Genomic DNA, 13,768 nt, shown 5'->3' on the forward strand with positions numbered 1-13,768 from the left:
CACAAGTAGACTAGGCTAAGGCTTAGAATTCGTTAAGTGCCCGGTCGAGGAGAAAAGCTTCAAAGCCGGGCACTTCCTTTATTATTACTTAAAAGAAATAACCCGGTAGCCCCCCTTGTAAGCCTCCTAAGGGTCCCATTCCTCCGAATGGTAATCCGCCCATTCCTTTCCCCATTAAACCAAGCATCCCAAGTGGGCCTCCAAATCCAGAACCACCTAGACCATTCATTCCCATTAAGCCCCCCAGTGGTTTCATAAGGCCCATAAGATTTTCTAGCCCTCCTAGGCCTCCACCAAAGCCCGGACTTCCAAAGCCGGTCATTCCCATTCCATACGGAGAAGGTCCCATTCCCAATAAGCCTCCCAGTGGTTTCATAAGACCCATAAGATTTCCTAGCCCCCCTAGGCCTCCACCAAAGCCCGGACTTCCAAAGCCAGTCATCCCCATTCCATACGGAGAAGGTCCCATGAAGCCTCCCGGATTCATATTTCCCATAAGATTTCCTAAACCAGGGCGCCCACCAAAGAACGGTCTCCCAAAACCATTCATGCCTGAGTCCAACGGAAAGGCTCCCATTAAGCCATTGAGGTGCTTAGTAATGCCTGTGATATTTTCCCAATTAAAACTAGCGGGTGCCCCCCCACCGCCATTGCCTGAACCGCCTGAACCGCCTGAACCGTTTGCTCCATTGCCATTTGAAAAGGCTCCTGCCAGACCATTTAAGTGCTTAAACAATCCACCCAAATTATCTCCAAAGTTTTTTAAATTCCCACCAAATCGTATATCTTCTCTATAATTTCCTATGGGGAATTCACCTATTTGATATTGTGTCCTTTCAAGGCTGTTTCCCCAATTCTCTATTGCCGGATTCATTCTATAATAATCAAAATTGCCTGGATTTTGAACAACCATCCCATTTCCCCTCCATTTTTATTAAATTCGTAATAGTACTATTTTATGGAGGATTGCTTTTCCCGTTCCAACTCCTTTGCTTTTTGCGGCTCTAACAAAAAAGGACCTTTTAGCTTTCCAACTAAAAAGTCCATTCCCATTCTTTTAAAAAATAAAAGCTTAATTCGCCACTAACATACTATATTCGTTAATATCATTAATTTTTAAGTAAAGATTTTGATTTCTGTAGGAAAGGTCGTCTGTGATTTCAGTGCTAAACCAATGAGGAATTTCAAATTTATTGGCCTCTTCCTCTGAATCAAACTCTACTTTTACAATAATTAATCCTTCCAATTTACCGAAATACTTGAAGATTGTTAAATGATGGCTGCAATAATCATAGAATAATCTTTTTTTGACAATCGGAGTTAAATTTTCATAGAGCTGCTTATACGTACTTTCCTGAATTTGAACCTCCATTTTGATGCGGGACATTCCTCTTCCCTTTTTTATTGAAAGGTAATGAGTCACTTTGTGGTCCTCTGAGGCATGATCCTCCACACTTCTAATCCTTACCTCTTCATCTACACCAAAACCAATGTAAAACTGTTCGACTAGATCGATAGATACTAAATCTAAACTTTTTAATAAATAATCACTCTCAACTAAAAATTTCCTATCAATTTTCTTTGCCTGTCCCAATTTTAATCACCCCAACTATATTTTTTTATTTGCAATTATAACAGAAACAGGGTGACTATGTACATAATTTTCTGATTATTATTTATTATCTGTATTATCAGTACCAACTATGAACATTACTAAAACCTGGATACAGCCTCCTTTACAAATTTGATAAATTTTATTACCTCCTCCGTTTCTATTTTGGTTAATAGATAGGTAGATGATTTAGGTGGGATAATTTTTTCAGAATTGATTTCTGTCAGTTTATTGTTTTTCAATTCCTCCGCAACCATTGTCCTTGGCAGATAGGAGGCACCTAATCCCTCTTCAATAAAGCGTTTTGTCACCTCTACTTGGTTAACAACCATTGTCCTTACTGTTGGGTAATATCTTTGCACTTCATGCAATAGATCGTCCCAATATTCGGGGTGATTATGAGTTAATAATCTATATTTTTGCAAAATAGTTTCCTCATTAAGAGAGCTACGCTTCGTGCATTCACTTGGCCCTACTAAGATGACAGGCTCTTCATAGATGATCTTACTATTGATATTGGTTTGGATGGGGTGGCTTCTCGTTAGTCCTATGTCTGCTCGTCCCTTACTAATCTCGCCTCCTACATCATAAGATTTCAAAATATTGATGATCACTTCTATATCCGGATTCTCATCCATAAAGCTCCGTAACAGTGACGGCAGAAAGGATGAAGCAATTTGTGGTGCGGTAGCTATAATTAATTTTCGATTATATCCCTGTTTCCAAGATTCAAAGTCTTCCATTCCTTCCTCATACTTCGAAACCATCTCCTTAGCATAACCTAGAAATCTATGACCAGCCGGTGTCAGCACAACTTTATTCCCTATTCTCTCAAATAATTCAATATTAAGAGATTCTTCCAACCTTTTAATATGTTTTGTAACAGCCGGTTGGGTTAAAAAAAGCTCTTCCGCTGTTTTTCGGAAATTCTCATATTTTGCTGTTACAATAAATGTCTTAATCCACTTCATTTCCATTCCAGATCAATCCCTTTTTTAACTTCAATAACAGTTTGTTATTAAAAATCGTATTTTTTGTTATTTTCCATTATAAGTTAAATTCCTTATAATTCAATTAATTAAAACACGTAATTTGCCCATAATAGCAAATTACGATGTCTTTTCTTATAGTACAAAAAAATTTAAAGGGGACTAACAAAATGGAAAATAATCAATCTAGAAATTCAATCGTAGAAAAATTTAATGAAAATGCAGCACAGTATGATTCTCAAAGGGTTAAATTAATACCTTGTTTCCGTGATTTTTATACAATTCCGGTTTCGCTACTAAACACTCAAACTAAAAACCCCGCTGTACTTGATATTGGTGCCGGAACAGGGTTATTATCATCTTTAATTCTAGAAAAGTATCCGGATGCGGAAATGACCTTAATTGATATTTCTGAAAAAATGTTTGATGTCGCAAAAGAACGTCTTTCATATTTTTCAAATGTAAAATATATATTAAATGACTATACGACATATGATTTTGATGGTGAGTTTGATATTATTGTGTCAGCATTATCCATTCATCATTTAACGGAAACGGAAAAAAAGAATCTCTATAAAAAAGTTTTCAGTATGTTGAAAAAAGGCGGCCTGTTCATTAATGCGGATCAGGTCTTGGGACAAACACCTTTTATCGAATCACTGTATAAATCTGACTGGAGTCAAAAAATTGAAAGTAGTGGCTTAACACAGGGGGAACTTGCCGCTGCGTATGAACGGACAAAGTTAGATAAGATGTCAACATTAGGTGATCAATTGAACTGGTTACAGGAAAGTGGATTTGAGGAGGTTGACTGTTTCTATAAATATTTTAATTTTGTTGTACTATATGGAAGAAAAATCTAAACATGTTTAGTTAAGGTATCTTGCAACGAAAACTTGGAGGGTAAAAAAATGAACGTAGATATCGAAGCTTTGAAGGCTCAATACCCTTTATTTAATCAGCTCATTTCAATGGACGAACTATTTTGGACCAACCCAAATCAGGAAAAATTCTATACAGCCATTGAGAAATCCCCTCTTACTTATGAGGATGTAAAGCAGGCTGAGGAACGGCTAGTAAGGTTTGCACCTTATATCGCCAAGGTTTTTCCGGAAACAGCGAAGATGAACGGCATCATCGAATCTCCATTGGTGAAGATACCATCGATGAAGCAATCATTAGAACAGGACTACCGACAATCAATCGGTGGCGAATTACTTTTAAAATGTGACAGCCACTTGCCGATTTCAGGGTCCATTAAAGCCAGAGGCGGTATTTATGAGGTTCTCAAACATGCAGAAGAATTGGCTATACAGCATCAATTGTTGACCGTACAGGATGACTATTCTGTTTTAGATAGCGATCGATTTCGTGCTTTCTTTTCACAATATTCAATAGCCGTTGGATCAACAGGTAATTTAGGACTCAGCATTGGCATTATCGGGGCCAAGTTAGGTTTTAATGTGACCGTACATATGTCTGCCGATGCGAAACAATGGAAAAAAGACCTACTAAGAAGTAAAAATGTCAATGTTGTAGAATACGAAGCAGATTACAGTAAGGCTGTTGAGGACGGACGAAAACTTGCGGAGCAGGACCCTACCTGTTATTTTATCGATGATGAAAATTCTCGTGATCTATTTTTAGGTTATGCAGTGGCGGCTACTCGATTGAAAAAACAATTAGCAGAGCTGGCGATCAAAGTCGACGAAAATCATCCCTTGTTTGTCTATCTTCCTTGTGGAGTTGGCGGCGGTCCTGGAGGTATTGCTTTTGGCCTGAAATTGATATTTCAAGACAATGTTCACTGCTTCTTTGCCGAACCTACCCATTCTCCCTGTATGCTGCTTGGTTTAATGACTGGGCTCCACAATCAAATTTCTGTCCAGGATGTGGGGATTGACAATATCACAGATGCGGATGGCCTTGCAGTAGGCAGACCATCTGGGTTTGTCGGCAAAACAATCGAGCCTTTCTTAAGCGGAATTTATACGGTTAATGATGAACATTTGTATAAGCTGCTAAAAAAACTGGTTGATACAGAGAGCATTCACATGGAACCTTCTGCCCTTGCAGGTATAATCGGCCCAGTTAAATTAGGTAATGATGGTGCTGAATATTTATCGAAACACCGTTTATCTGACAAGTTGAAAAACGGCACACATATTGTTTGGGGTACCGGAGGAAACATGGTTCCAGAAGAAATTAAGAAGCAATATTACCAAAAAGGATTGGATCTAACTTAATAGGGGTTATAATTCCAAAATTATATTATTAGCGTGCTAATCCGCAAATTGGCACGCTGTTTTTGTTTCTTCACCAAATATTCTTGATTACCCGAATCATCATCCGAGGAATTAACATTAAGATGTTCCAAACCACTTCGAATACAATTGTATCTCTAATTTCAATTAGAATTTCTTTAAAAAAGCCATTTTGCTTTTCTTTTTCCTTCTTTTTTTCATTGTCATGTCCCATATTCAATCTCCCAAATACCAATTTCTCTATAAATCTTGAATCGTTTTATTTCCTTTTCTTCATTGGATTTACGATTACAACGGTTAATGCAACAAATATTACCGATAGACTGGACGGTTTATTGGCAGGTATTGTCTTAACCATATTACTGCCCTTTGCTGTTATTGCATATACACAACATTACTATCAGGTTTTTTTATTCATCTTGATCTGCATGGGGGCCATTCTTGGATTTTTATTATTTAATATCAACCCAGCGCATGTTTTTATGGGTGATACTGGTTCCCATTCATTAGGCGGGCTGTTAGCAGGATTAGCCTTTGTCACAAAAACAGAGATTTTATTTATCCTGATGGGTGGCGTTGTCTTTATCGAGACACTAACGGCTATCATTCAACTAATCTCTATGAAACTAAGAAAAAAACGCGTATTTCTAATGACGCCTATTCACCATACTTTTGAGTTAATGGGATGGCTCGAAACAAAAATAGTGAAAATGTTCTGGTTAATTAATTTCAGCCTTTCTTTTTTAAGTATCCTTCTGCTTTTCTAATGTAAGGCGATCAAAATGAGTGTAAAACAGTTTTCGTTATTACACTCATTTTTTTAGCAAATTGGAATAAAATTATAGTAGAAAGTTAACAGAAAAGAGTGGAATCATGAAACCAATTACTTTTAAAGCTTTTGCGATCACAAATGAAATTGATTTGAATAAAATTGCTATTCACTGTGGAATTCCGAAAAAATTCACATGGGAAGAACCTTTAATTTTAAAAGGTAATGTTCTCTATTCCATTCTTCCCAATAATAGGAACGATTCACTCCAAGTACTGATTTTTTCCTTTGGCAGCATAGTATTTATCAATCACCTCAATGTAGATGAGAAAAATGAAATTTTTAACTTTGTTCACTCCTTTGAGCCGGACATTAATCTTCTAGATGTTGGAAGATATGTTGACGATTACAGTCTTCATATTAAAGAATCTGAAACCATTGAGTTGAATGACGAATACGTAGTCGTGCCAAAATATGAAGATTTTTACCCTGAATTAATTTCAACGGTGCTTGCAAAATCGGTGGCACTTGAGAAAACAGAGGAACAACTGGGCAATATCCTGGATAAATTGGAAAACATGATAGACCGGTTGGAAAAAGGAAAGCTTAGAATTGGGAACAAGGAACTGGCGAGAACAACTTCAAAAATTGTCCGTCACGAATATAACACACTTGCCTATATCATGATTCTTGATAAGCCTGATATTACATGGACAAGCCGTGTGGCTGGTGAATTTTACGATCAGATGCAGGAATTTTTTGAATTAAAGGATCGTTATACGATATTAAAAAATAAAACTGAAATTTTATATAGCATCATGGATGGCTTTTCCAACATCAGCCACTCTATGCGCGGACTTTTTGTAGAATGGATCATCGTCATCCTCATTCTTTTTGAAATTGTCCTGACGCTTTTAGAAATAGCGGGAGTGCTTCCATAAACAACAATTACTGAAACCCTATTCTAGTTACCCGTTCGGAACTGAGAGAATCAGTAAATAACAGCCGAAATAGCATCCAATACCTCTGCTCTCCTTTATAAAGTTTTATTATTTTGTGGTGAACAATGGAGATTTATTGTGCAGTAGGCATAGCAGGAGGATCGAAACTGGCTTTCCAACATTGCGGACAGGGAGAGTGGGTTCCTCCCTTGGCGTGGCCGCATTTTTCATTTTTGCGGACAGGGAGTGCGGGTTCCGCCCCGGGCATGGCCGCATTTTTTTGAAGAATAAAAGAAATGGTCTTCTGTGATTCCCATTTTCCCAATCATAAACATTCCAATTGAAATCTAATGCACATTAGCCTGAAATTCAACACAAATGTTGGTGTATATTGAGGATTGATGTGTATCAAGACATATTACTAAATTAGTAATTTTATTCCAAAAAGTGCTCTGATTTTTTTATAAAATTCCTAGAGTTTGTGAATAATCTTACAAGCAGCTATGTTATTCGGTCTTAATTATGCAATTTGACGGATGTTTTTGAAACTTTTTTCATGTTTTTTTGTCCATTATGAAAAAGGGCAAGGAATGAATTGATAAATAAAAAGAAATTAATCCCAGCGATATTATCTTTAGTTTTATTAAGTATAGCTTATCTGATGATATTTTCTTCAAATGGAAAAATAGTTTCAGCCAGTTTTAATATGAAGGAAGTGGCACCAAAGTTTATGTTGACCCAGGTATGAGTCAAGATGATGTTGAAATGATTATTAAGGATTAAAAAGAGGTCAAGATATTATTCATTCATATTTTGGTACATTAAAGTCCCATTTCTGTTAATGAACAAGTGCCTAGGTTACTTCATACAATATTCAAAAAAAATGGAGTTGATCTTCATGGCTAAATGGATTGACGTTTCTACATCAAAACATCAATTAAAACTTTTTGATGGAAACAGGCTAATAAAAGCTTACCCAATTGCAGTTGGAAAAATATTATCACCTACACCTTCTGGGACATACACGATAATTAATAAACAACGTAATCCCGGAGGACCATTTGGAGTGCTCTGGATGGGATTGTCAAAACCTCATTACGGTATACATGGAACAAATAATCCAGCTTCGATTGGTAAAAATGTCTCCCATGGATGTATTCGAATGTTTAATCATGATGTTCTAGAATTATCATCCAGAGTTCCAATTGGTACTAGCGTAGCTATTCATAAATGACTCTGTAACAACTTACCTCCTTTTATGCATAGTTGGTTCGAAAGCGGCATAAAGGAGGCATTATCACTATGAAATACTATAATTTGAAAAACAGTGTGTTACTCTTGCCGTGTCTAGCTATGCAAACTCCCTCTTAACCAGGCGCGTGGACGGTATGGTCCGACGGGAATTTGGATCAAGCTGGTTTTCCCTTTCAAATCGAGCCTGTAAAGTTCATCACATGGCTTCGAATCAAATCCCAACAATGGATGCCCCCCCATTCCTAAAGCACACGACACCAAGAGCATTCGTTGCACGATAATGCCCGCTTCCATCTGTTGAATACGGTATCCCCTATACTCCAATATTTCTTTGAGGTGATCCTTGTCTCCAACCAAATGCATACAGAGTGGAACTTGATACAAATTCACATTGGGCATGGTTAGTCCAGATTGTAAAAACTCCCGGAAATCTCCCTTTGTTATTCTCCGAAGTGCATGAGTGCCATTGTCATAGGAATAGGCGCCATCAGGAATTCCCTCTACATTATAAAAACTGCCAAATAAAGAAACACGAGTCTCAACCTGTCCCTGTGTATCGTCAAGGTCATTCTGATATGGGAAAGAAAATGTCTCTTTTAAAAGAGTAGATAATTGTGTTTGACTCACTTTTCCTAACATAAAATCCATATCAGGTGAATATCGTTTCTTGCAAACAGATGCTAGATCGTACGAAAAGCACTCCGTAAATGGCAGTAAGACCATCTCCGTATCTAAGGGAAGTTTCTGACGATTATGTTTCTTTAGTTTCACAAAAGACTGTGTTGTTTCAAACATGGATGCTTCATTAAGTTTCTTTAGCATCGGATAATCACTGACTCTCTTTGAACGGTTAAAGCAAACATGATTCAACACTGGAACTTCCCGACATAGTTCAGATGCAGACACCATTTCTTCTCTTTTTTGATCGTTGTCACCACTAGGAATGAACGGGTTCATACTTAATGGGATAACCGCATATACACTTTCCTCCTGTTCGGATAGCCCAAGCAAATGATTGAGAGACCGATCAAGAAATTGGTAGCATACTCGTGGGGAGTATCCCATTCGATCAGCCACTTCAAGTGATTGCCCAATTAACACGCCTGCATCTAACCCTTGGAGTCTGTAAGAAAAATTATTGTATTTATAAAAATTTTTCCAAAAAACGGTCGAGATGAAAACGGTGCAAAAACAGTCCGAAATAGGAAGACTATTTGCAAGACTTCTAGATAAGTAGTAATCAAAATTTCCTTCTCGCAACAAAATAAGACGATGATGGGCCACATCATAATGGTAAATTCCATTAGGAGCATCATCTAACTTTATATACACATATAATTCATTAGGGTACAGCGCCCCTCCAGAAGGAACAAATCTCCGGATTGACTGGACAGCGCTCACAGTTTTTTCCTTGGTTCCATCGTTTAAAACGGATTGGGAGTACTGAGTAAGGCCGTATACATACCATAAAAAATGACCAAGCTCTACCAGGCTGGGTTTTAGATGAGCTTCTCTACGCTTAAGTGTTAACGGGACATCTGCTGTAAAAGGAATCTCTGGTAAGCCGCGGTACAGTTTATAAGGAAGCGGTGCATCTTCCCAGTCCACCTCCCAATCCGGTGGGAAGACTTTATCTGTGTCAAAATGCAAATGGTGTAGAAATGTGTCTAGCTCCACTCGAAAAGCCTCCTACTCTTCCATTATGGGAACGGATGGGGATATGGATTAAGCTGTTCATACGATAACGGTTCCTTCCTAAATCCTAATTGCATGGGCACCTTAAGCACCCTCTCCAGCCCTTTTACACGGGTAAGGTGATGTCCGAATGTCATCGGTAACATTCCCGGAATCAATACCTTTACACAAAATAATCCGTTCCGTTTGGTTATCGGCGTTGTTTGATCAACCACAATGACTTCGAGGTTTAACCGGCGGAACCGATCAAGAAGATCTTGAAGATCCTCTTTTAAATCAGTATTGGCCGGCGGATCCTTAAATTCCTCAGCAAACGTACGTAAAGGACGATGATCATCTAATAAAAAATTCAGTCGTTCCTCTGCTTCTCGCAGACCGTACAGCATGCCATGATCCTCCATCGTACGTACTGCAAACGGATCTTGCAGCATTCCTTCATATTTCTGTCGATTTATCTCCAATTTTTCGTCATCCCTAAACATCATTCCTGCAAGCTCGTAAATCGTGCTTTTTACAGCCCTTACAGGATCAGGGTTAGCTCCGGCAGCACAAATAAGGTTCATACCCTTGGATCTTCTGTTTTTTGCCACTGCCCAAACGCTTGGAATTCCATGTTCCATCGTCGAATTGTAAAAATGAAGGTCATATCCCGCCACTTCATGTATACGATCGACCATCAGCTGTAATTCTTTATCGTTAGCAGAACGAAGGTCAATACGAGGAAGGGCGAGCCTTGCATACCAAGTTAATAAGAACGAATCTCGCTCAACAACCTCCATAATCGCATGAAAAATGGCTTCCTCTAAATTCCCCCCTAATGCACATCCATTGGAGGTTTCATAAACAAAGCCCTCCCCACAGCCCAAACTGTAGTAAGCAAGTAACTCCGGAATCAGAATAGGACGTTCTTGTAAGAACGAGTAGCCCCAGACCCAATTCATTGGTTCATCAGGGTGAAATGGTTTAAACGGAAAATGAGGCTTTTCATATTGATCTTTTTCATGTAGACCTACTCTTATAGGATTTAGTGCATGATTCTCTACATGATGATAACTATTCCGAACTACCGTCCTTTTGCCCCTTGGCTCGAATCCGCAATATCGCTCCAACCCTTCCAAAATTGCCGTTAACTCACTCATTTCATACGAATCAGACCTTCCTGCTACTCCCTCATTCGCTCCAAACAGCGGCATGTTCACCAAAACATCAGCAAACGGCAACGTGAAATCCTGCATTTTCCAATTCATGATCCCAGTACGATAATCAAGATAATCTTTATTTAGCACCGTTTTTAATTCATCTATCGAACGACAGCGATAACCACCACCATCAAGTTTAGGACTAGATTCTAACCTAATTCGAGCTAATTCCGATGTATCATCAGGTAAGGAACTGCAAATCGGGCACAATGGATCAGCCAAAAAAAGGTGACTAGAATTCGTTAACGTTCTCAGATTCGTAATGAACACTCTTTCTTCTAAGTTACTGGTTTTGCCTTGAAGAATCCTCTGCACTTCGTTACATATCAAAGTCGCCATTTGTGATAGTCCCGTTCGTGATGCCCAAGCATCCCGCAGTACACCTTCTCCTTCGGCCATTCTCATCTGAAGCTCCCACATTTCTTGGCGATCGGAGCCAGCTATAATGCGTCGTATATCAGCACAGTGAGAACATCCCTGTGTACCGGGACGTACAAATGGACCAATGATTCCCTCCCCAAACGATACGAAACCTCGCAGCCACGGGATACCTATGTCCCTAAATCTTTCTGCCGCTTTTTGATGGACTGATGGATGCCAAGCATCGTGCAGCACTAGAGCTAATTCTGTTTCTTTGGGAACCTCTTCTACGATGCTTTGACGCTTTACAAGATAGTTGCTGGACAATTGATCATAGACAAAATCGGCTAATAAACCCTGTCCGTCAATGACAATATAGGCAGCCATTAGGATTCCTCCTCTCGTACCTGCACACCAAACACCCCTGCCAGTTCCTGTTTTAAAAAAGGTTCGAACGCAAGATCATAAACGAATAGCCGTTTGCTGTGTTGGGCCAAGGACTGAATGGAAGATTGCAATAGCTCCCATTGTGTCATTTCATCACAAGCAGGGATTTCGAGTTTGGTTTCCTTTTTTTCAAGAAAAACCGCTGATTCCATCCCTTGTCTCGCCGCGGAATTCTTCTGGTTTTGAGTATCCAAAAGCGCTTGTTGTAATGTGTTTCGTAATGCCAATGTTGTATTTAAACCTGCCCTAGTGTAACAACGCCCATTCGACCTTACCCATATCACGGGGAAGCCTAGTATATCCTCTTCCAAGCCGATTGCCGGTGAACCGTTCAAGGTAGTCAGGGCATTTAAATAAAATCTGCATGGCTTATCTTGTACTGATCCTAGCTGCAAATGAAAAAACGTATTCAGCTGATCAGTTTTTCTTTTTCTCAATTCCTCATCTAAATAGACTTGCAGCCCTCGACAAACAGCCTCTTCGATTGTTCCCCCTGCACCGATGCCTATAAATCCCTCTAGCATGTTCGCACCAACATGATTTTTCTGTTTTTTAAATCCCTTACCATGTGAATCCATCATTTGCGAAACATACATTTCAATGCCCGTCAGTCCAGCTTCTCTTTTTGCCTCCTCATGTGTAATACCCGAACAGACAACCTCTGGCAGGAGGTCTGCCGGCCCATCTGACACTGGGTTGACTACTTGAACATAACACTGCGCAAGAGGAAGCTGTGTTAAATTCCGTTCCTCCCAGGTATGAAAAATTCCTATTTCTTCGGAAGTTAAATGACTGAAATATTCCAGAAGATTACCCGAAGAGTCCTTTCTTTCCGATTCCTGTTCGAGCCTTAAATCAAGATCTTCAACCAGTTGGGGCGTTATACTTCTAGACGTGACGAACGGATGTGCAATGAATGAAATCCAGTCTCCTTCCAGTGTTTCAAGATCAAGCAGATAAATTTGATCACTCTGATTTGGACCTGCAATTCCTGTAGCCTTCTTGAAAAATTCGAATACAAGGACATTTGCCAGAATGGATCCAGTTGTTGAAGAGAAGTTGTTAAGTTGCCGATCTCCTTGAAGGGCAGTTTGATGAATGCGGCGCCATGCGGACTCCCAGCATCCATCTGATTCTGGATGAACCAATGGACCCGCAAGCCCTACTTGCTCTAAACATACGGCGGGCAGAAATACTTTTCTCTCCTCTTTGCAAATTAAATTAAGATTCCTCAGTTCTTTCACATTTCCATCCTGTGAGACATACAGAATCCAATCATAGGGCTGCACGGCTTGTTTCCAAAAACTTATGTCCTCCCCTTTTTCAAACGCTATCTCCTTTACCTCCACCTCAGAGTCGGCCTCGATGGCATTCTTCACCAGCTCATGAATCCGCAGCCGATTTGTAGGTACCGATCCCGTTAACATGAAATGGAATTTAGGAAGTCCCGATTCGATTAATGCAGAGGCTAATGAGACCATTAAGGAGCCAGATCCGACAGCCAGAACTTTAGCATGACGGTATTCTTGAAAAAGGTACGCACCAGAATCAACAAAATTCTCGATAAATTCAATTTGTGAAGCATACTTTTCGAGTAAAATACTATTTAATTGATGTGGACGATCTTGACTTGTATCTCGAACAAAGCCATTCTTGTACAACGTTTCTCCAATCTCATATACTCTGTTCCGATACGGGGCCGTTAATCCCTCTGTCAATTCTTCTAATGTTCGTTTTCCATTGAACATCGGCATCAATTTTTCAATCCACTGATAAATTGTACGGCCTTCCATGCGGAAAGAGTTTACGTTATTTCTAAAATACACACCACCTTCTGGATCAGGCAGATAAAATGTATCCCTCTTAACCTTAGGACGTGAGGTTGAGTTCAGTTTTGTCATTCAGCTCCTCCTTTTTCTTAAATCTTCAAAATTATGCACTATCATTTTATGTACTTTTATTTGTCCATTATGATTACCAAAAAAAAAATGCCCCTGCCACAAAGCACATAGGGACACTTTTTTCCATCAACAAGCCAAATTTTCTCGAAAATTTACCAGTCACCCCAACAACTTAAACAGCTAAATAAAAAATCCCCCGCACATGCCTGCGCAAAATCCCCCGCACATGCCTGCACAAAATCCTCCGCACATGCCTGCGCAAAATCCTCCACACCTGCCTGCGCAAAATCCTCCACACCTGCCTGCGCAAAATCCCCCGCACCTGCCTGCGCAAAAT

The 13,768-nt window shown here is 39.4% G+C and carries 13 protein-coding genes; 5 read left to right on the forward strand and 8 right to left on the reverse strand.

Annotated elements, in window-relative coordinates:
- Positions 1 to 88 precede the first annotated feature (88 nt).
- From P9E47_RS14275 to P9E47_RS14285, 3 genes are all read right to left on the reverse strand, one after another.
- A complete protein-coding gene (locus P9E47_RS14275) occupies positions 89 to 913 on the reverse strand; it encodes a hypothetical protein (protein WP_326163787.1) in 825 nt (274 codons plus the stop codon).
- A gap of 159 nt (positions 914 to 1,072) precedes the next feature.
- On the reverse strand, positions 1,073 to 1,594 hold the full coding sequence (locus tag P9E47_RS14280) for a CYTH domain-containing protein (RefSeq protein ID WP_326163789.1): 522 nt from the start codon (positions 1,592 to 1,594) through the stop codon (positions 1,073 to 1,075).
- A 119-nt stretch (positions 1,595 to 1,713) separates the two neighbouring features.
- Positions 1,714 to 2,589 (reverse strand): LysR family transcriptional regulator, encoded by an 876-nt coding sequence (locus tag P9E47_RS14285; RefSeq protein ID WP_326163790.1) that lies wholly within the window; start codon positions 2,587 to 2,589, stop codon positions 1,714 to 1,716.
- Between the two features lie 182 nt (positions 2,590 to 2,771).
- On the opposite strand from P9E47_RS14285, the gene P9E47_RS14290 reads away from it, so the two are divergent.
- Positions 2,772 to 3,464: a class I SAM-dependent methyltransferase gene (locus tag P9E47_RS14290; RefSeq protein WP_326163791.1), complete on the forward strand. Its 693-nt coding sequence runs from the start codon at positions 2,772 to 2,774 to the stop codon at positions 3,462 to 3,464.
- Between the two features lie 48 nt (positions 3,465 to 3,512).
- Entirely contained in the window at positions 3,513 to 4,847 is a 1,335-nt protein-coding gene (locus tag P9E47_RS14295; RefSeq protein ID WP_326163794.1) for a D-serine ammonia-lyase, read from the forward strand.
- Positions 4,848 to 4,917: 70 nt separating this feature from the next.
- On the opposite strand, the gene P9E47_RS14300 is transcribed toward P9E47_RS14295, so the two are convergent.
- Positions 4,918 to 5,079: a hypothetical protein gene (locus tag P9E47_RS14300; protein ID WP_161773202.1), complete on the reverse strand. Its 162-nt coding sequence runs from the start codon at positions 5,077 to 5,079 to the stop codon at positions 4,918 to 4,920.
- On the opposite strand from P9E47_RS14300, the gene P9E47_RS14305 reads away from it, so the two are divergent.
- The 3 genes from P9E47_RS14305 (at position 5,066) to P9E47_RS14315 (ending at position 7,809) form a co-directional block, all read left to right on the forward strand.
- Positions 5,066 to 5,632 (forward strand): MraY family glycosyltransferase, encoded by a 567-nt coding sequence (locus P9E47_RS14305; RefSeq protein ID WP_326163795.1) that lies wholly within the window; start codon positions 5,066 to 5,068, stop codon positions 5,630 to 5,632. The two genes, P9E47_RS14300 and P9E47_RS14305, sit on opposite strands and share 14 nt — an antisense overlap.
- 106 nt (positions 5,633 to 5,738) lie before the next feature.
- Positions 5,739 to 6,575, forward strand: a complete 837-nt coding sequence (locus P9E47_RS14310; protein WP_003330070.1) for an RMD1 family protein — start codon at positions 5,739 to 5,741, stop codon at positions 6,573 to 6,575.
- Positions 6,576 to 7,473: 898 nt separating this feature from the next.
- The gene (locus tag P9E47_RS14315; RefSeq protein ID WP_003329455.1) at positions 7,474 to 7,809 is read left to right on the forward strand and encodes a L,D-transpeptidase; all 336 of its coding nucleotides are present in this window, start codon (positions 7,474 to 7,476) and stop codon (positions 7,807 to 7,809) included.
- Positions 7,810 to 7,922: 113 nt separating this feature from the next.
- Here the strand turns inward: P9E47_RS14315 and P9E47_RS14320 are convergent, their stop codons facing one another.
- The 4 genes from P9E47_RS14320 to P9E47_RS14335 form a co-directional block, all read right to left on the reverse strand.
- The gene (locus P9E47_RS14320) at positions 7,923 to 9,506 is read right to left on the reverse strand and encodes a SagB family peptide dehydrogenase (RefSeq protein ID WP_326163796.1); all 1,584 of its coding nucleotides are present in this window, start codon (positions 9,504 to 9,506) and stop codon (positions 7,923 to 7,925) included.
- A gap of 23 nt (positions 9,507 to 9,529) precedes the next feature.
- Positions 9,530 to 11,470, reverse strand: a complete 1,941-nt coding sequence (locus P9E47_RS14325) for a TOMM precursor leader peptide-binding protein (protein ID WP_003329453.1) — start codon at positions 11,468 to 11,470, stop codon at positions 9,530 to 9,532.
- Complete coding sequence (locus P9E47_RS14330) at positions 11,470 to 13,431, reverse strand: putative thiazole-containing bacteriocin maturation protein (protein ID WP_326163798.1); 1,962 nt, start codon at positions 13,429 to 13,431, stop codon at positions 11,470 to 11,472. The genes P9E47_RS14325 and P9E47_RS14330 overlap by 1 nt, the downstream gene beginning before the upstream one ends.
- 152 nt (positions 13,432 to 13,583) lie before the next feature.
- Positions 13,584 to 13,768: hypothetical protein (locus P9E47_RS14335; RefSeq protein ID WP_326163800.1), on the reverse strand; the 185-nt coding region annotated here is incomplete at its 5' end.

It is taken from the genome of Schinkia azotoformans, assembly GCF_035811335.1.
GTDB classification, from domain to species: Bacteria; Bacillota; Bacilli; order Bacillales; family Bacillaceae_J; genus Schinkia; species Schinkia azotoformans.